Origin of the sequence: Streptomyces sp. NBC_00154 (assembly GCF_026342835.1) — a bacterium.
In the GTDB taxonomy this organism is placed as follows: domain Bacteria; phylum Actinomycetota; class Actinomycetes; order Streptomycetales; family Streptomycetaceae; genus Streptomyces.
In genome coordinates, this window is sequence record NZ_JAPEMI010000001.1 from 4,715,723 (window position 1) to 4,733,235 (window position 17,513).

Here is a 17,513-nt window from a genome sequence, read left to right on the forward strand (position 1 = left end):
GAACGCTCAGGCCGGGCATGCTGTGCGCCGCGGCCGTCACGTGCGATCCGGACCGGGGAGGTCACCGCCGGCGCAGGCGCTTGTCGACCAGGGCCGGCGGGGTGGCGTTGTAGTTGTCGGCCGCATTGACCTCGGTGCCGGGCGCGACGATCTCGTCGATCCGGTCGAGGATGTCGTCGCCCAGTTCGGTGTCGGCGGCGGCCAGCAGACCGTCCAGCTGCTCGCGGGTCCGCGGCCCGATCAGTACCGAGGTGACGGCCGGATGCGATCGGACGAAGGCCAGGGCCAGGTGAGTCAGCGGCATGCCGGCTTCCTGCGCCACCTTGCCGAGCTCACGGACAGCCTCGATCTTGGCCTGGTTGGCGGGCATGCTGAGATCGAACTCGCCTCCCGCGATCCGGGCGCGGACCTTCGTCGTCGGGTCGGCGCCGGACAGCCAGCCGCCGGACAGGGGGGCGTAGGTCAGGACGCCCATGCCGTAGCGCTGCGCGGTGGGCAGAACGGCCTCCTCGATGGTGCGGCTGAGGATCGAGTACCGCGGCTGCTCGGTGAGGAAGCGGCGGTGACCGCCCTTCTCGGCGGCCCACTGTGCCTCCACGGTGCGCTCGACCGGAAAGGTGGAGGAGCCGATCGCGCGGACCTTGCCGGCGCGGACCAGGTCGGACAGTGCCGACAGCGTCTCGTCCAGGTCGGTGGTGTAGTCGGTGCGGTGTATCTGGTAGAGGTCGATGTAGTCGGTGTCCAGCCGTCGGAGGCTGTCCTCCACCGCGCGCTTGACCCACCGCGCGGAGCCGCCGGCATGGTTGGCGTCGGGGCTCATCGGCAGGCCGAACTTCGTTGCGAGCACCACGTCTTCGCGACGGCCCTTGAGGGCCTTGCCGACGATCACCTCGGATTCGCCGCCGGAATACACGTCAGCGGTATCGATGAAATTGATGCCGGAATCGAGCGCCGCGTGGATGATTTCGACGGCGTCCGCGTGGTCTGCATTTCCGGAGCTGCCGAAATCGCCGAAGTTCATCGCCCCGAGAGCGAACTCGCTCACCGATACTCCGGTGGCACCGAGAATCCTGCGCTTCATGCGTGGTCTCCCTTGGATGATCTGCTCCGGCCCTGTTGGCCGGGGTCAGTGACATATCCAGAGCACCACCGGCGCAGATATCCCGGAAGGGCACGCCTTGACCCGGGGTGTGGTCTACGGGGGTACAGCAGAACCCCTCACGGCTGAAGACGCGCCCCGCTCGCAGAGCTAATAGCCTGACAATCATGAGTGAGAACGTTCCCGAGACTGATCTTCGGGAATTCCTGCGGACCCGCCGGGCTCGCATCACCCCGGAGCAAGCAGGCCTTCCCCCGCATCCTGGCGTGCGCCGGGTGCCTGGTCTCAGACGCGAGGAAGTCGCCCAGCTGGCCGGAGTCAGCGTCGACTATTACGTACGGCTGGAACGCGGTGCGCAGGAGCCCGGTCATGGTCGGTCGCCGAGGCCGCCGCCCGGCTCGAAGGCGTCGCCCGACGCCGAGCCCGACGACAGATCAACTGGCACGCTTTCGGGACAACCCACCAGACTGCGCTGGAGGAGACCTGACATGAACGAGCTGCTCACCCGGGCAATCGAAGCCCACGGTGGGGTCACACGCTGGCAGGAGCTGACCCAGGTGCAAGCCGTCATCGTCAGTGGTGGCCACCTGTTCGCCATCAAGGGCCTGCCGCAGGATTCCGCGCCGCGCGAGATGACCGTCCGCCTCCACGAGGAGCACGCCTCGGTCAAGCCCTTCGGTGCCCCTGACCAGAAGACCGATTTCACGCCCGGACGAGTGACCATCGACAAGCTCGACGGGCGGGTGGTGGCCGAACGCAAGGACCCGCGGACGTCCTTCACAGGCCACGTCCTGGAGACCCCCTGGGACCCGCTGGACCGCACCTACTTCAACGGCTATGCACTGTGGACCTACCTCAACACGCCGTTCCTGCTGTCCATGCCCGGCTTCGCGGTCACCGAGATCGAAGCGTTGCGGGAAGGAGGCGAAGTACGGCGAGGACTGCGCGCCACCTTCCCGTCCGAGATCGCCAGTCACAGCACCCACCAGGACTTCTACTTCGGCCCAGACCACCTCCTGCGCCGGCACGACTACCACGTCGACGTCGCCGGTGGGTTCGCCGCCGCGCAGTACGTATACGACTACGTGGAAGCGGACGGCATCGTGCTGCCCACCAGACGCCGGGCCTACCGCCGCGACACCAACGGCCACCCCGTCCTCGATGAGGTCATGGTCTCGATCGACCTCAGCAGCATCCACTTCAGCTGACAGAAGACTTGGCCGAGGCCGTCAAGGCTGCGGGCGTCCCACCGCAAGCCTCATGAGGGGCCGTCAGCCCCTCGACGATCGTTCACTTTCAGAGCGGAGCAAGGATCATCAGGACCTCGTCACGGGTGTCGTCGGGTGTGAGCCGGAGGGCGCCGGGCCAGCGCCCTATCTCTCGCCATCCGAGCCGTCCGTAGAAGTCCTCCAGCCCCTCGCCTCCCCGGGCTGCGAGGTGCAGCTGTTCAAGGCCCAGCTCATCGCGGGCGATCTTCCGGAGCTCGTGGACGAGGGCCGATCCGATGCCACGTCCGCGGAAGGCGGGACGGGTCTGCAGATGATGGACCGTGCCCCAGTGTCCGACGAGCCGGTAAGGGTCGCGGTTGAGGATGACCCATCCGGCCAGGAGGCCGTTGGTGCGGGCGACGAGAAGTCTGCTCTGTTGTGGGTCGAGGCGGCCGAGGAGCTTGTCCGCGACAGGGGTGACGTCGTCCTCGCTGACAGGCGGGAACGGGAATCCCGCGGCGCCGCCGGTGTTGGTGACCGTGACCCAGCAGTCGATCAACTCCCGCCGGAGGTCAGGGGCGACATCGCGAGGGTCGGTTATCTGTACCAGGTCGAGGGCGCTGTCGTGCGGCATGAGGAGGAGGATGCCAGAGGGATCCGACATCCTCGCCGCGGTCAGGATCTCGCGGTGCGTTCGCCGGCTTCGGCCGATGCAGTTCCGTGGTCGTCGTGTGCGTCGTGACGCCTTCGGCGCCGGGGGCGGAGCTACACGTGTTGGCGTGACCTTCCTGGTGGCCCATGGTGGTGTCTCGCCTTCTCGCCGGGGCTGGGCGCCCACGTTCGAGCGCATCCCGAGCAGTGCCAGTGCCACAGGTGCGGGGCAGCCGGTGTCGTGCGACTCGTGTCGCGCCAGAGTGCCCGGTGATCCAGGCAGTGGGGGCAGTTCGGCGACTGGTGCACCACGGCGTCCTCCTGCGTCGATTGATGGCCAGCGTGGTACGGCGGCCGGTGGTTCGGTGTGCCGACCCGCCCTTCCCACTCGTACGGGGGACCCGTGCCGGGGGTCGGGGCCGCGATGCCGTCACCCGAATGGATGCGTACAGGTGGTCGCACGGGAACGGGCCGCGCAAGGTCGGTTCTGTCCGGCTCCATCCCGTTCCGGCCCAGGAGTTTCCATGGCACAGACAGCGCCCACGCCCGGCACGTCCGCCCGTTCTTCCGGTCCGGGGGACGGCAGCAGCCCCTGGGCGGCCGGTGGGGTCATGTTCGCCGGTGTTCTGCTGATGGTGGACGGCGTCCTGGGAGTGATCAAGGGCATTGCCGGTATCGCGTCCGACGATGTCTACGCACGCATCAGGAACTACACGTTCAAGTTCGACGTGACGGGTTGGGGGTGGATCCATCTCGTTCTCGGCGTGATTCTTGTCGTGATCGGTCTGGGCATCCTCAAAGGCGCCGGGTGGGCCAGGGTGCTGGGTATCGTGATCGCGGCGCTCAACATGATCGCCAACTTCATGTGGCTGCCGTACGTGCCGATCTGGGCGATCATCTCCATCGCCATCGACACGTTCGTCATCTGGGCCCTGTGCACGGACCGATCCAAGGCGCTCGTCTGAGTGCTGGTCGTGACGGAGGACGTGCACTCATGGCTGCTGCATCCGATCCGTCGGAAGAGCTCGTCGCTCTTGCCGCCGAGGCGTATGTCTACGGGTATCCGCTGGTCTTCGACCTGTCGACGGCCGAGGACTTCATGCAGGTGGGTGTCGGCCCGCTGGCGCCCACCCCGTTCAATCACTTCGCCCACTCGGGCCGATTGGCGGACCCCGGCACCCACCTCGCCTCCGTCGGCAACGACACGCTCTGCTCGGTCGCCCAGCTCGACCTGTCCGGTGGGCCGATCCGGCTGCATGTCCCCGACACCGACGGTGCGTACTACGTGCTGCAGTTCGTGGACACCTGGACCAACAACTTCGCCTACGTCGGCCGCCGCGCCACCGGTACGGATGAGGGCGACTGGCTCGTCGTGCCGCCGGGCTGGGCGGGCAGTGAGCCCGGTGGGGTGCGTGGGGTGATCGACGCGCCGACCTCCGTGGTCTCCGTCGTCGGCCGCATCGCCTGCGACGGCCCCGACGACGTGGAGCGGGTCCGGGCGCTGCAGAAGCAGCTCACGCTCACCCACCTCGAACCCGGGACGCACCGCACGGGACTGCCCGCGCCCGACACCGACGTACCGGAGCAGCTGCGCTTCTTCGAGCAGCTCAGGGTGTGGATGGCCGACTTCCCGCCGGCTGCCGCCGACTGTGCGTACCAGGACCGGTTCCAGCCGTTGGGGCTGCTGGAGGAGGGGCCTTCGCCGTACGTCTCGGCCGATCCCGCCCTGGTACGCGCACTCGTCGAGGGGATGGAGCGCGGCAGGGCGCGCGTGGCGGGGGCCGGGCGGCCGGGTGCGGAGGAGGGTGGGCGCTGGGTGATGGATCCGCATCTCTTCGACTACAACCTCGACCGTTTCGGGGTGGGGACGATCGACTCGCCGGAGTGGAAGATGGCCGACCGGGTGGCGTCCTACCTGGTCAGGGCAGTGGCGGCGCGCACCGCGCCGTGGGGGGCCCATGGGTACGAGGCCGTGTTCGCACACACCTCCCACGACACCGACGGTCATCGGCTGAACGGCGCCCACTCCTATGTGCTGCGCTTCGAGCAGCCGCCGCCGGTCGGGGCGTTCTGGTCCGTGACCATGTACGACGCCCCGGACGGCCGCCTCGTCGAGAACCCGGCGGGCCGGTACGCGATCGGTGACCGCACACCCGGGCTGGTGCGTGCGGACGACGGGTCGCTGACCATTCACCTGGGGAAGGAACGCCCTGCGGACCCCGCGGCGGCGGCGAACTGGCTGCCCGCGCCGGACGGGGACTTCCGGCCCGTGCTCAGGCTCTACACACCGGGGCGTGCGGTGCTCGACGGCAGTTATGAGATCCCCGCGGTCGAGCGGGGCTGAGACCGGTCCGGGGGCACCCGCTTGCCGGGGGCGATGTCAGTGGGCCGGTACAGACTGGAGGCATGTGCCGCAGCATCAAGACCCTTCGCCCGCCCGCCATCCCCGAAGAGGCCACCGAGGAGGACATCCGGGCCGCCGCCCTGCAGTTCGTACGCAAGGTGTCCGGCTTCCGCGCTCCGGCCGCGCACAATCAGGAGGTGTTCGACCGGGCCGTCGACGAGATCGCCGAAGCGACCGCCCGACTGCTGGACGGTCTTGAGGTGAGGGGGGCGCCCGTCAGGACGTCTTAGGTGCCGAAGCCGCTGCGGTGGCCGTCGCGGGGGTGGCTGCTGCCGCAGCGGGGCGGCGCATCAGGTACGCGGCCAGCGCGCCGGCCACGAACAGGGCCAGCACCGAGACCGCCGTGCCCAGCCATGTCGTGCCGAGCCACTGCCCGCCGAAGTAGCCGAGGCCCACGCTGTAGCCCGCCCAGGCCACGCCGGCCAGGGCCGACCAGGGCAGGAATTCCTTCACCTTGCGGTGCGCCGCGCCCGCGCCCAGGGAGACGACCGAGCGGCCCGCCGGGGCGAAGCGGGCGATGACGACGAGGATGCCGCCGCCGCGGCTCAGGGCCGCGCCGAGACGTTCCTGCGCGGTGGTGAGGCGGCGGGAGCGGGCGATGGCGCGGTCCAGCCGGTCGCCGCCGCGCCAGGCCAGGCGGTACGCGACGAGGTCGCCGAGCACCGAGGCGGTGGCCGCGCTCAGGATCAGCGCGAGGAGCGACGGAACCTGAGGGACCTCTCCGGCGGAGCCGGCCGCGCCCGCGACCGAGGTCGTGCCGGCGGCGGCCGCAGTGGCCGCGGTGATCACCAGGACCCCGCTGGGCAGCACGGGCAGGAAGACGTCCAGGAGCACCGAGAGGGCGACCACCGCATAGATCCATGGGCTGCCGGTCAGCGCACCCATACTCTCGAGCACCTTCGCGTACTCCCCGTTCGTTTCAACGCCGCGACGTCGCAGGGGAGCGGCAGGGGCGGCAGGGGCGGCAGGGGCGGCAGGGGCGGCAGGGCCAGCTGTACAGCGTACGCCTGCCGTTTACCTGCACATCATTACGCGCGGCGGATGTTGTGCACCTCACGTGTCACATGTGACACGTCTGCCCCACAGGCCTCGGGGCCGGTGGGGCAGGCGCGGCAACACGGGACACGCTGCGGCTCAGGGTGTGACCGCCGGTGCCTGCTCGCGGGTGCGGTCCTCGCTGGGCTCCGCATCACTCCGCCGCGCGAACAGCCGGTCCAGGGCCAGGGAGCCGGGGCCGGTGAAGACCAGCAACGCCCATCGCGCCGCCGAGGACTCCGAGGAGCGAGGCGGCGCGGTGGCGGGCGAAGAGCAGGCCGACGACGATCCGGAACAGGCCGAGAGCGTGGGGCTGTGCCCGGTCAAGGCGTGCGTACACGGGGGGAGGGCTCCTTCGGTCGGTGGGGGACGAGAACCGATTGAGCGCCTCAGGTCGGGGTGACATCACCAGTGCTTGCAAGTTCAACATTTTGCCGACTGGCTGAAAGTTGCTTACTCGCCGGCAGTCAATGTCTGCTCCAGCACGGTCTCCAGCTGCGCACCTGTGGCCTTCTCTTTGGCCTGAACCAATGTCAGCGCAGCATTCCGGCCATGCAGTGTCAGCGTCATCAGCTGATTGCCGAACCACGGTCCGCCGGTCTTCTGCCACCGGATCGGCGCCGGGCCGGTCCGGCCGTGCCGCGCCAGCAGCCGGCCGAGCCGCCGCCCTGCCCGGCTCCAGCCGAAACGGAATCCCGCTTTGAGCAGGCCGGGGACCGAGTTGTGCACGGGAGAGCAGGTCAGCTGGAGGATGCGCGCCCCGGGGTCGGCGTCCGGTGCGTCGGCCGGCCACGCGGGCTCCGCGATGTACGCATGGTGCACATCGCCTGACAGCACACAAACCGTCGCCGGGGCGTCGGGGCCGCTTCCCGCCTCCCTGATCAGCTCCGTCAGCCGACGGAAGGAGTCCGGGAAAGCCGCCCAATGCTCCAGGTCGGAGCGGCGCCGCAGATTCTCGCCGAACCGCGCCCATCGCCCGCCGGGCCCGCCCCGCTCGCCCCGGCACAGCGCGGCGTTCCACTCCTCCGCGTCATGGACGAGCGGGGGCAGCAGCCACGGCAGCGAGGTGCCGATCAGGAGATGGTCGTACGAACCGGGGTCGGCGAGGGCCTCCTCTCGCACCCAGTGCGCCTCCTTGTCGTCGAGCATCGACCGGCGCTCCTCGTCGAGTACGCGGGCCGCACGGGTGTCCACCATCAGCAGCCGTACTCGGCCGAAAGCACGCCGGTAGCTCCAGCGGGTGCGCGTGGGGTCGGCGTCCGCCTCGGCGGCGAAACGACGCAGCGTCTCGGTGCCGTCCGGGTCGGCGCGTACGGCCGCGTAGACCGGGTCGGCGGCCAGGGCGGCGGGGGAGAGGTTGCCGAGGTGCTGATAGACCCAGTACGACGCCAGCCCGCTGACGATCCGCTCGTGCCACCAGGGGGTCGAACGGATGGAGGCGAGCCACGCGGCGCTGGTGTTCCAGTCGTCCACCACATCGTGGTCGTCGAAGATCATGCAGCTTGGGACGGTGGACAGCAGCCAGCGCACCTCGGGGTCGCGCCAGGACTCGTCGTAGAGGTGGGTGTACTCCTCGTAGTCCGCGACCTCGGCGCCCGGCGGCTCTGCGAGGTCCCGGCGCGCGGCGAGGCGGCTGCGGGTCGCCTTCGACGTCTCGTCCGCGTACACCTGGTCGCCGAGGAGGAGCAGTACGTCAGGGCGTACGGCGCCGGGGTCGGCGGCGAGCCGGGCGGCAAGGGTGTCGAGGGCGTCGGGACCGGCGGCGTCCCGCTCGCCGATGGGGGGAGCGGCCCAGCGGCAGGAGCCGAAGGCGATCCGGACGGGCGTCGGCTCTGCGTTCTCGTTCGGCGCGGAGGGTGCGGCGCATATGGGGGGTGTGGTGATCGTGCTCGCGGGGAAGCGGGAGTCCTCGAGCGGCCAGACCTTTCGGCCGCCGAGCAGCACCTCGTACGCCGTGGTCGAGCCCGGTGTCAGGCCCGTCACCACCACCAGCGCGTAGTGGTGACCCGCGATCGCGAACGTCCGGGAGGAGCCCGACGCGCCGTCCGCGCACCGGACTTCGGCCGTGGTCGGCCGGTCGGCCTCGACCCAGACGCTCGCGGTGGAACCCGTCTCCCAGTCGACGTACCGCAGTAGTGGTCCCAGGCGCAGTCCGGCCATGAGGTGTCCTCCTCGCGTCGTTCCGTACGGACGGGGCCCGTGCACGTACGGACGAAGCCCGTCGCGTGCGAGTGGGCTCCGTACCGTACGGAACGGCGGGGGAGGGGTGAGCGGTTCCGGTCAGCAGCCGTTGAGAACGGACTGGAGTGCGCTCTTCTCCGCCGAGTCGACCTTCAGGTTGTAGTAGTGCTTCACGTGCACCCAGGCGCGTGCGTATGTGCAGCGGTACGCGGTGCGCGACGGCAGCCACTCCGCCGGATCCTGGTCGCCCTTGGACTGGTTGACGTTGTCCGTGACCGCGATGAGCTGTGGGCGCGTCAGATCGTTGGCGAAGGACTGGCGTTGGGCGGTGGTCCAGCTGCTCGCGCCGGAGCGCCAGGCCTCGGCGAGCGGGACCATGTGGTCGATGTCCAGATCGGAAGCGGCGGTCCAGGTGGCGCCGTCGTACTGCGAGTACCAACTGCCGCTGACGGCCGAGCAGCTGGAGTTCTGCGTCACGTTCGTGCCGTCCCGCTTCAGGACGACCTCACGGGTGTCGCAGGCGCCCGACTGGGTTATCCAGTGCGGGAACAGGTCCCGGCTGTAGCCGGTCGACGAGCCTTCCGCCGAGACGGTCAGCTCGCTCAGGTAGGTGCGGGCGGTGGACGCGGCGACCGGCGTGGGCATGGCGGCCTGGGCGGTGGGTGCGGTGAGCAGTCCGCTGGTTGCGGCAAGTGCGGCGGATGCGACGACGACGCCGATGTGACGCGCGTAGATACCTGACATGCGAACTCCCTTGATGTGGGGGGATCTTGGGCGGGCGGCCTGTGGACCCGGTCATCGTGGCGGCGCCAGGTTTCTGTGGGGTGGGCGCCAGGTAACAGAGTGGCGACATGTGCACGTCACATCAAGGGGTACGACAGGTCTGACGCACCGACAGTTCGATGCCGCGGGGAGCCGATTCGTGTCGGATGCCGGGGTGGGCCCGTCCTATGGTGGCCGCGTGCTGCTTCCGGTCAACATCACGCTCGGCGTCGTCCTCGCCCTGTTGCTCGCGGCGGCCGCCGTCGTCGCCGCCGTGGCCTCGCTCGGCCGGTCGCGCGAGATCGTCCTGGCCGGGCTGCGGGCCGCGGTCCAACTCGCCGCCGTCTCCGTGCTCATCGGCTGGGTGGTCCGCTCGTTGCCGGCGCTGCTCGGCTTCGTGGCGCTGATGTACGCGGTCGCGGTACGGACCGCGGGGCGCCGGATCACCGCGAACCGCACCTGGTGGTGGGCTGCCCTGCCGATCGCCGCGGGGGTCGCGCCGGTGATCGCCGTCCTGTTGCTCACCGGGCTCCTGCCGGTCCGCGGCATTGCGCTGATCCCGGTCACGGGCATCCTCATCGGAGGTGCGCTCACCGCGACCGTGCTCGGCGGGCGGCGCGCCCTGGACGAACTGACCATGCGGCGCGGGGAGGTGGAGGCGGGGATGGCGCTCGGGCTGCTCGACCGTGACGCGCGGATGGAGGTCGCCCGGCCCGCGGCGTCGGAGGCGCTGCTGCCGGGGCTGGACCAGACGCGGACGGTGGGGCTCGTCACGCTGCCCGGGGCGTTCGTGGGCATGCTGCTGGGCGGCGCCTCACCGGTTCAGGCGGGCGCTGTGCAGCTGTTCGTGCTGGTCGCGCTGATGGCCGTGCAGGCAGTGGCCGTCGCGACGGTCCTCGAACTCGTGGCGCGCGGACGGATGTACCGGGACTGAGCTCCCGGGAAGAGCCCGGGGGCTGTCCTCGGCCGACCGGCCGGACGCTACTGGAGGGCGCTGATGTGCAGGTGGATCGAGCCGTCGGCCGACGCCTCCACGCGGATCTGCGTCAGATCCTCGACGTGCGCGTCCGGCGCCAGCGCCGCGGCGCGCGGGCCGACGCCCACGACGCGCATGCCGGCCGCCCGGCCCGCTGCGATGCCGGCCTCCGAGTCCTCGAAGACGATGCAGTCCGCCGGGGCGAAGCCCAGTTCGGCCGCGCCCTTGAGGAAGCCCTCGGGGTCGGGCTTGCTGGCGCCGACGCATTCCGCCGTGACGCGGATGCTCGGCATCCGCAGTCCGGCTGCCGCCATCCGGGCCCGGGCCAGCGCCTCGTCCGCCGAGGTCACCAGGGCGTGCGGGAGTGCGGTGATCGCGTCCAGGAAGGCGGGGGCGCCGCCGATCGGGACCACTCCGTCGGTGTCGGCGGTCTCCTCGGCGAGCATCACGCGGTTGTCCGCGTAGTTCTGCTCCATCGGGCGGTGGGGGAGAAGCACCGCCATCGTGGCGTACCCCTGGCGCCCGTGGACCACCTTGAGCGCGGCCTCCGGATCCAGACCCTCCCGCAGTGCCCACCGCCGCCAGCAGCGCTCCACCACGGCGTCGGAGTTCACGAGGGTGCCGTCCATGTCGAGCAGGAGGGCACTTGCGGTGAGGACGGTGGCCGGCATCGGCGGTCTCCAGGCGGGGGGAAAGAGGGCAACGCGGGGTGACACGAACAAGCGGGGTGACACGAACAAGCAGGTGAAGAGAACAAGCAGCCCCGCCCGCCGGTCAGGGAGTGCGGGCGAGGGCTACTTTGTTCCATCACGATACAAAAACCTGCCCAGGAAAGCGAATCCCCACCGTGGCGTATCCCTGCCGTCAGGACCGGCCGCGGCCCGTCGTCTCCGCCTCCAGCGCGCGCCGGGTGTTCGGACCGTAGACGCCGGCCGGATCGCCCTCGATGGACTTGTACGACTGATAGACGCTCACCGCGTGCTCGACCTGGCCCGTGTAGTCGCCGTCGTCGGGCCCCCGGTACAGCCACACCTCCTGCAGCCGCCGTTGCAGCTCGGCCACCGCGGGGCCGTGATCGCCGCGCTGCAGCGTGCGACCGTGCGGTTTCGCGATCGACGGGGCGGACGACGTCCCGGCGGACTCCTCGGCGGAGGCCGGGGCCGACGGCGCGGTCGGATGCGACGAGCCGGCGGACGAGGAGGGCGAGGCGCTCGCCGACGGCGAGGCGGAGGCGGATGCGGACGGAGACGCGGAGGCCGAAGGTGAGACGGACGGAGATGCGGACGCCGACGGCGATGCATCGGGTGAGGTGGCCGCATCGGGGGCGGTCGACACCACGGTGCTCGGCAGAGCCTGCTCGCGGTCGGCGTCCCCCTGGCCGTCCCCGCTGAACAGTCCGCCGACGAACGCCGCGGCGCCCACCACCGTGATCACGGCCGTGCCCACGGCGAGCGCCGCGAACGGGCGGCGACGGCGTGGCTGCACCGGATCCACCCGGCCCACGGCGTCCATGGTGTCCGTGGCGTCCATGGTGTCGTAGCGGGGCTCCGGCGCTCCGGTGCTCGCCGGCAGTGCGGACGGCGGACCCGCCATCGCCTCCCGGTCGAGGAACAGCGGCATCGTCGTGGCCGCGGCCGCGTCGTTCCCCGGCGGGGTGTCGGCCGCCATCGCGTCGGCCGCCGTCCCGTCGCCCCCCAGCGTCACGTACGGCCGGATCCGCAGCGGATCGAAGTCCTCCGCCGCCGCTGTCTCCGCCTGCGCGGCGGCCCGTCGCGCCGCCCGCTCCGCGCACCCGCAGCCGGGCCCCACGGAGGGTCTCCCCTCCGGTGTCCCTTCGGGTCTCTCCGCCGATCTGTTGTCCGTACCGCACTCCGGGCAGACCTGTCCGGTCATTGTGGGTCCCCTCCCCTTGAACTGCCTGCGATTATGCAGTCCGCCGCGGTGACGCCCCAACAGGCCATAACGGTCCACTGCAGCCAGGATGGGGATGTAGCGGACCCGAGGAGAGTTTTATGGCCAACCAGCTGAGCCCCCCGGCCCTGGCCCCCGGCGAAGCCCGCTCCCAGCGGACCGTCCTTGTCGCCATCGGCGCCCTGCTCCTCGGCATGCTGCTCGCCGCACTCGATCAGACCATCGTCTCCACCGCCCTGCCGACCATCGTCAGTGATCTCGGCGGCCTGGAGCACCTGTCGTGGGTGGTCACCGCCTATCTGCTGGCGTCGACCGCCGCGACCCCGCTCTGGGGCAAGCTCGGCGACCAGTACGGGCGCAAGAAGCTCTTCCAGATCGCCATCGTCATCTTCCTCGTCGGCTCCGCACTCTGCGGCATGGCCCAGAACATGCCGCAGCTGATCGGCTTCCGCGCTCTCCAGGGCCTCGGCGGCGGCGGTCTGATAGTGCTGTCGATGGCGATCGTCGGAGACATCGTCGCCCCGCGCGAACGCGGCAAGTACCAGGGCCTGTTCGGTGCGGTCTTCGGCATGACGAGCGTCCTCGGACCGCTGCTCGGCGGCCTCTTCACCGAGCACCTCAGCTGGCGCTGGGTCTTCTACATCAACCTGCCGATCGGTGTCGTCGCGCTGCTCGTCATCGCCGCGGTACTGCACATCCCGGTCCGCGCGGCCAAGCACACCATCGACTACGTGGGCACCTTCCTCATCGCCGCGGTGGCCACCTGTCTGGTCCTGGTCGCCTCACTGGGCGGCACCACCTGGGCCTGGGGCTCGGCACAGATCATCGGGCTGGCCGTCCTCAGCGTGCTGCTGCTGATCGCTTTCGTGTACGTCGAGCGGCGCGCCGCCGAACCCGTACTGCCGCCGAAGCTGTTCCGGATCCGGACGTTCAGCCTCGTCGCCGTCATCAGCTTCGTCATCGGCTTCGCGATGTTCGGTGCGATGACCTATCTGCCGACGTTCCTGCAGGTCGTGCACAACATCACGCCGACCCTGTCCGGTGTGCACCTGCTGCCGATGGTCGTCGGCCTGCTCGTCACCTCGACCCTGTCCGGCCAGATCGTCAGCCGTACCGGCCGCTGGAAGGTCTTCCCGATCCTGGGCACCGCCATCACCGCGATCGGCCTGATGCTCCTGCACCGGCTGACGGAGTTCAGCAGCACCGGGCAGATGAGCGCCTACTTCTTCGTCTTCGGTGCCGGGCTCGGTCTGGTGATGCAGGTCCTCGTGCTGGTCGTGCAGAACGCCGTCACGTACGAGGACCTGGGCGTCGCCACCTCCGGGGCGACGTTCTTCCGTTCCATCGGCGCCTCGTTCGGTGTGGCCATCTTCGGCACGATCTTCACCAACCGGCTCACCGACAAACTCGTCGCGGCGCTCACCGGCATCACCTTGCCACCAGGCGTCGACGCCGGCCGGCTGGCCGCCGACCCGCGCGCCATCTCCCAACTGCCACCCGCACTGCGACCCCCGGTGCTCCATGCGTTCTCGACCTCGATCACCGATGTCTTCCTGTACGCCGCCCCCGTCGTCCTGGTCGCCTTCGCCTTCGCCTGGTTCCTCAAGGAGGACAAGCTGCGCGGTTCGGTGACGGCCCCCGACAGCACCGAGACCCTGGCGTCGAACCCGGTCGAGCGGTCCTCGTACGACGAATGCGCACGGGCCCTGTCGGTGCTCGCCACCCGCGAGGGGCGACGCGATGCCTATGTGAAGATCACCGAGCGTGCGGGGTACGACCTGCTGCCCGCGGCGAGCTGGATGCTGCTGCGCATCAAACGGCACGGCGCCGTCGAACCCGGGCTGCTCGCGGACACCGTCCCGGTGCCGCTGCGGGTGATCAGCGACGCGGCGCGGCAGCTCGAGGAGCGAGGTCTGGCCCGGCGTGAAGGGGTGCAGCTGGTACTCACCGACAAGGGCTCGGAGGTCGTGATGAAGCTTGCGCAGGCCCGCGAGGAATCGCTGGCCGAGCTGTTGGGCGACTGGTGGGGACCGGAACGGCCGACCGACCTGCGCAGACTCGTGGCGGAGCTGACCGCCGAGACGTGCGGATCGAGGGAGGAGCAGCCGCACGGTCCGGAGCCGAAACGGGACCACGCGGCCTGAGCCGGGCGGCCCGGTCCGCGCGGCCCGGCAGACGCCGCCCGATCCGGGGCAGCCTCGCCCGGTCTACAGCTCCTTGGCGAACCAGCGCTCCGCGTAAGGGCTCCGGTGGTGGAACGCCGGGACTTCCGCGTAACCGTGCTTGGCGTACAGCCCGCGCGCCTCCACCAGATCGTGACGGGTGTCCAGCCGGATCTGCCGTATGCCGAACGCACGCGCCGCGCTCTCGACGGCCGCCAGCAGCAGCCCGCCGCCACCCGTGCCGCGGAACTCCGGGCGTACGAACACCCGGGTCAGCTCCGCCACGTCCGCGTCGACCAGGAGCAGCCCGGCGCAGGCGGCCGGCTTCCCGTCGAACCTGCCGACGACGAACTCACCGGTCGGCGGGGTGAGCCGGTCGACACCGTCGTCGGCGAGCCCTTCGTCGATCTCCCGGGCGGTCGCGGGCCGCCCCCAGTACCGGCTGGCGACCTCGTCGTAGTAGTCCCGCCGCAGCGCGGTGGAGTCGGGGGAGTCGAAGCGATCCGGGGCAACGGTCCAGGTCATGTGCGTGATTGTGACTTGTGCATGATCGGAAGCCAAACGGATTGACCGGCGGACCGGCCGACGCGGATCGCCCCGTGGACCGGTCGGTGCCGGATCCCCGTACCGCGCTTCACTCTGCGCACAACTGTTCGTGGCCCCTCTCGTGGCCGACGCTCATGCCAACGGCGGCGGGCCTCCCCGCCGATCGGACTGCTCGGCTCCATCCGGTGAGCGACCAGCACGTACAGGCCCGGCCGCGGGGTCGGTCGCCGCCGGGCGCGCCACCTCGAACGGGCCGAGTTGCTCCCTGCCGACGACCGTCACCGGCGGTGCGGGAGCGGATGGTGCGGCCCCGGCCACACTCCCGGCCACTGCGTCCGGGGCCGATCGGCGATCCGAGCATTCTTTCGGACAAAAGCGGAGTGACAGGCAGGCGGAGAGGGGGTTGATTGGGTCTATCTCATAGCGTAATGCGAAGGTTTCACAGCACGTCCTGGGACGAGGACGGCGGATGAAAAGCAGTGGGAGGGTCGGCGCAGCGTGGCGAATGCGGAGCACAGTGTGCGCGGAAACGCGGCGACGGGGGCGAGGACCGGGGCAGCCCGGGCTGTGCTCTGGCTGATTGTCGCCTTGCTGGCGGGACGGCAGATGGCGGTGGTGCTGCGGCAGCCGCCCGGCGAACGGCTCACCGATCTGGAGACCTGGATCGGTGAGAACGGTGTCCTGCATGTGACGGGATCGCTCTACGACAGCGACCGGTTCACCGGCACCCCCTTTGCCGGGCTGGTACTCAAGCCGCTGGCCCGGACGGCCGAACAGAGCCTCGGCGTCGCCTGGACCTTCGGTTCGCTGCTGCTCGTCGCCGCACTCGGCCTCGTCGCGGCCCGCGCCCTGCCAGGGCCCGTCTCCCGTCGCACCGCCCTGCTGGCCGCCCCCGTCGCGATCAGCCTGCTGATGCTGTCCCTCCCGGTCCGTAACGCCCTCCACCTCGGCCAGACCAGCATCCTGCCGGTCCTGCTGGTGCTCCTCGGCTGTTTCGTGGCCCGGGGAGAACGCGCGTCCGGCGTACTGATCGGGATCGCGGCCGCGCTCCAGCCGACCGTGCTGCTTTTCGCCGCCCTGCTCTGGCTGACAGGCCGCCGCCGGGCCGCCGTGACCGGTGGCACCGCATTCGCCGCCTGCACCGCGCTGGCCTGGGCCGTGATGCCGCACGACTCGTGGTCGTACTGGGTGCACCATGTCGCGGGCGCCGGACTCGGCGACAGTGCGGACAGCCTCGCCAACCAGTCCCTGCACGGCGCGCTGCTCCGCTTCGGCCTGGCGGGCCCGCTCGAGGTCGGGCTGTTCCTGCTGCTGGCCGCCGCCGTCTGCTACGTCGGGCTGCGGCGCGCCGTGCGGTACGCGAACGACGGCCAGCTGCTCCTCGCCGTCGCCGTGACCGGCTGTGTCGCCGTCGCCGTCTCACCGACCGCCTGGCAGCACCAGCTGCTGTGGGTGCTCCTTGCCGTGGTCGGCCGGGCCGGCGAGCGGGCTTCCGACCGGCTGGTGTGGCCGGCCATCGTGGTGCTCGTGATCACGCTGCCCGGGAAGATACTTCTGCCGAACATCCCGGTGGCCTTCCCGGTGCGGGACAACGTGCTGCTCCTCGCTGCGCTGGGCGCCGCCTGCGCCGCGCCGTTCCTGCCGCGCACCTCGCCGTACTGGCAGCGGCCGATCCCCACGGACTACGCCGTCCCGGTTCCGGCCCGCTGGAGCCGCGTACCGCTGGTGCCGTTCTGGCGGCGGGTGCTCAGCCGTCCCAACCTGCTGCTCGAACTCCTGCTGATCCGGGTCGTCTACTCGGGGTATGCGCACGTCAGGCTGGCGGCGACGGCCGGCCGCGGCACCGCCGAGGCGCACGGCCGGCAGATCCACTCGCTCGAAAAGTGGCTGCACATCGACATCGAGCACTGGGCCAACCACGCGGTCGTCCACATCGGCTGGCTGAAGAGCTTCTTCGACTACTACTACTCGACGTTCCACTTCATCGTGCCGCTGGCCATCCTCGGGGTGCTGTACGTACGACGCCCCGCGGACTACCGCTGGGCCCGCTCCACTCTCGGCTTCGCCACCCTGGTCGCGTTGCTCGGCTTCTGGCTCTACCCGCTGGCGCCGCCGCGGCTGATGCCGGGGCTCGGCTTCATCGACACGGTCCATGGTGTCCAGGACTTCGCGAAGCCGGACTACGGGACGCTCACCTCGATGACCAACCAGTACGCGGCAATGCCCTCGCTGCATTTCGGCTGGTCGCTCTGGTGCGGCGTCATGATCGTGATGCTGGCCCCGAAGCTGTGGATGAAGGCGCTCGGACTGCTGCACCCGCTGTTCACCGTCTCGGCGATCGTCGCCACGGCCAATCACTGGGTGCTCGACGCGGTGGGCGGGGCGCTGGTCATCGGGTTCGGCTTCGTGCTCACGTACGTCCTCGCGGGACCGCGGAAGCTGCAACCGGTGGTGGACCGGGCAGCGGCAGCCGGGGCGGAACGGAACCCGCCCGCGGCGGATCGGGCCGCTTCCCCGGAGGCGACCGGCGAGACGGTGGGCAGCAAGACCTGAGTGGCGACCGGCTGCACGTGTGCCG

At 70.4% G+C, this 17,513-nt stretch carries 15 protein-coding genes and 2 pseudogenes; 8 read left to right on the forward strand and 9 right to left on the reverse strand.

The window, feature by feature from the left end:
• Nucleotides 1-61: 61 nt before the first annotated feature.
• Nucleotides 62-1,081 (reverse strand): aldo/keto reductase, encoded by a 1,020-nt coding sequence (locus OHA03_RS21150; RefSeq protein ID WP_267005364.1) that lies wholly within the window; start codon nt 1,079-1,081, stop codon nt 62-64.
• Between the two features lie 185 nt (nt 1,082-1,266).
• Between OHA03_RS21150 and OHA03_RS21155 the strand changes: the two are divergent.
• A pseudogene (locus tag OHA03_RS21155) lies at nt 1,267-1,449 on the forward strand (transcriptional regulator); the annotation flags it as partial.
• A gap of 138 nt (nt 1,450-1,587) precedes the next feature.
• On the forward strand, nt 1,588-2,307 hold the full coding sequence (locus OHA03_RS21160; RefSeq protein ID WP_267008113.1) for a hypothetical protein: 720 nt from the start codon (nt 1,588-1,590) through the stop codon (nt 2,305-2,307).
• An 88-nt stretch (nt 2,308-2,395) separates the two neighbouring features.
• On the opposite strand, the gene OHA03_RS21165 is transcribed toward OHA03_RS21160, so the two are convergent.
• Nucleotides 2,396-2,941 carry a GNAT family N-acetyltransferase gene (locus OHA03_RS21165; RefSeq protein ID WP_267005365.1) on the reverse strand — a complete coding sequence of 182 codons (546 nt, stop codon included), beginning with the start codon at nt 2,939-2,941 and terminating at the stop codon, nt 2,396-2,398.
• A gap of 541 nt (nt 2,942-3,482) precedes the next feature.
• Here OHA03_RS21165 and OHA03_RS21170 point away from each other — a divergent pair.
• From OHA03_RS21170 to OHA03_RS21180, 3 genes are all read left to right on the forward strand, one after another.
• Nucleotides 3,483-3,923 carry a hypothetical protein gene (locus OHA03_RS21170; protein ID WP_267005366.1) on the forward strand — a complete coding sequence of 147 codons (441 nt, stop codon included), beginning with the start codon at nt 3,483-3,485 and terminating at the stop codon, nt 3,921-3,923.
• A gap of 29 nt (nt 3,924-3,952) precedes the next feature.
• On the forward strand, nt 3,953-5,302 hold the full coding sequence (locus OHA03_RS21175; protein ID WP_267005367.1) for a DUF1254 domain-containing protein: 1,350 nt from the start codon (nt 3,953-3,955) through the stop codon (nt 5,300-5,302).
• 62 nt (nt 5,303-5,364) lie between these two features.
• Nucleotides 5,365-5,592: a DUF2277 domain-containing protein gene (locus tag OHA03_RS21180; protein ID WP_267005368.1), complete on the forward strand. Its 228-nt coding sequence runs from the start codon at nt 5,365-5,367 to the stop codon at nt 5,590-5,592.
• Here the strand turns inward: OHA03_RS21180 and OHA03_RS21185 are convergent.
• The 4 genes and pseudogenes from OHA03_RS21185 to OHA03_RS21200 form a co-directional block, all read right to left on the reverse strand.
• Nucleotides 5,579-6,259: a DedA family protein gene (locus tag OHA03_RS21185; RefSeq protein ID WP_267005369.1), complete on the reverse strand. Its 681-nt coding sequence runs from the start codon at nt 6,257-6,259 to the stop codon at nt 5,579-5,581. The genes OHA03_RS21180 and OHA03_RS21185 overlap by 14 nt on opposite strands.
• A gap of 237 nt (nt 6,260-6,496) precedes the next feature.
• Nucleotides 6,497-6,737: pseudogene (locus OHA03_RS21190) on the reverse strand (hypothetical protein).
• Between the two features lie 113 nt (nt 6,738-6,850).
• Nucleotides 6,851-8,557, reverse strand: coding sequence for an alkaline phosphatase D family protein (locus OHA03_RS21195; RefSeq protein ID WP_267005370.1), 1,707 nt, complete (start codon nt 8,555-8,557; stop codon nt 6,851-6,853).
• 120 nt (nt 8,558-8,677) lie between these two features.
• Complete coding sequence (locus OHA03_RS21200; RefSeq protein WP_267005371.1) at nt 8,678-9,322, reverse strand: HNH endonuclease family protein; 645 nt, start codon at nt 9,320-9,322, stop codon at nt 8,678-8,680.
• Nucleotides 9,323-9,539: 217 nt separating this feature from the next.
• On the opposite strand from OHA03_RS21200, the gene OHA03_RS21205 reads away from it, so the two are divergent.
• On the forward strand, nt 9,540-10,274 hold the full coding sequence (locus tag OHA03_RS21205) for an ABC transporter permease (protein ID WP_267005372.1): 735 nt from the start codon (nt 9,540-9,542) through the stop codon (nt 10,272-10,274).
• A 47-nt stretch (nt 10,275-10,321) separates the two neighbouring features.
• On the opposite strand, the gene OHA03_RS21210 is transcribed toward OHA03_RS21205, so the two are convergent.
• Nucleotides 10,322-10,987, reverse strand: coding sequence for an HAD-IA family hydrolase (locus tag OHA03_RS21210; RefSeq protein WP_267005373.1), 666 nt, complete (start codon nt 10,985-10,987; stop codon nt 10,322-10,324).
• 193 nt (nt 10,988-11,180) lie between these two features.
• On the reverse strand, nt 11,181-12,125 hold the full coding sequence (locus OHA03_RS21215) for a peptidoglycan-binding domain-containing protein (RefSeq protein ID WP_323181241.1): 945 nt from the start codon (nt 12,123-12,125) through the stop codon (nt 11,181-11,183).
• A gap of 203 nt (nt 12,126-12,328) precedes the next feature.
• Here OHA03_RS21215 and OHA03_RS21220 point away from each other — a divergent pair, with 203 nt between their 5' ends.
• Nucleotides 12,329-14,371, forward strand: coding sequence for an MFS transporter (locus OHA03_RS21220; protein ID WP_267005375.1), 2,043 nt, complete (start codon nt 12,329-12,331; stop codon nt 14,369-14,371).
• A gap of 63 nt (nt 14,372-14,434) precedes the next feature.
• Here the strand turns inward: OHA03_RS21220 and OHA03_RS21225 are convergent, their stop codons facing one another.
• Nucleotides 14,435-14,914 carry a GNAT family N-acetyltransferase gene (locus tag OHA03_RS21225; protein ID WP_267005376.1) on the reverse strand — a complete coding sequence of 160 codons (480 nt, stop codon included), beginning with the start codon at nt 14,912-14,914 and terminating at the stop codon, nt 14,435-14,437.
• A gap of 588 nt (nt 14,915-15,502) precedes the next feature.
• On the opposite strand from OHA03_RS21225, the gene OHA03_RS21230 reads away from it, so the two are divergent.
• Nucleotides 15,503-17,488: a bifunctional glycosyltransferase 87/phosphatase PAP2 family protein gene (locus OHA03_RS21230; RefSeq protein ID WP_267008114.1), complete on the forward strand. Its 1,986-nt coding sequence runs from the start codon at nt 15,503-15,505 to the stop codon at nt 17,486-17,488.
• The last annotated feature ends 25 nt before the right edge of the window (nt 17,489-17,513 follow it).

Coding starts and splice junctions, on each gene's coding strand:
- OHA03_RS21150 (WP_267005364.1), bottom strand. CDS start 1,081: ATGAAGCGCAGGATTCTCGGTGCCACCGGAGTATCGGTGAGCGAGTTC.
- OHA03_RS21160 (WP_267008113.1), top strand. CDS start 1,588: ATGAACGAGCTGCTCACCCGGGCAATCGAAGCCCACGGTGGGGTCACA.
- OHA03_RS21165 (WP_267005365.1), bottom strand. CDS start 2,941: ATGCCGCACGACAGCGCCCTCGACCTGGTACAGATAACCGACCCTCGC.
- OHA03_RS21170 (WP_267005366.1), top strand. CDS start 3,483: ATGGCACAGACAGCGCCCACGCCCGGCACGTCCGCCCGTTCTTCCGGT.
- OHA03_RS21175 (WP_267005367.1), top strand. CDS start 3,953: ATGGCTGCTGCATCCGATCCGTCGGAAGAGCTCGTCGCTCTTGCCGCC.
- OHA03_RS21180 (WP_267005368.1), top strand. CDS start 5,365: ATGTGCCGCAGCATCAAGACCCTTCGCCCGCCCGCCATCCCCGAAGAG.
- OHA03_RS21195 (WP_267005370.1), bottom strand. CDS start 8,557: ATGGCCGGACTGCGCCTGGGACCACTACTGCGGTACGTCGACTGGGAG.
- OHA03_RS21200 (WP_267005371.1), bottom strand. CDS start 9,322: ATGTCAGGTATCTACGCGCGTCACATCGGCGTCGTCGTCGCATCCGCC.
- OHA03_RS21210 (WP_267005373.1), bottom strand. CDS start 10,987: ATGCCGGCCACCGTCCTCACCGCAAGTGCCCTCCTGCTCGACATGGAC.
- OHA03_RS21220 (WP_267005375.1), top strand. CDS start 12,329: ATGGCCAACCAGCTGAGCCCCCCGGCCCTGGCCCCCGGCGAAGCCCGC.
- OHA03_RS21225 (WP_267005376.1), bottom strand. CDS start 14,914: ATGACCTGGACCGTTGCCCCGGATCGCTTCGACTCCCCCGACTCCACC.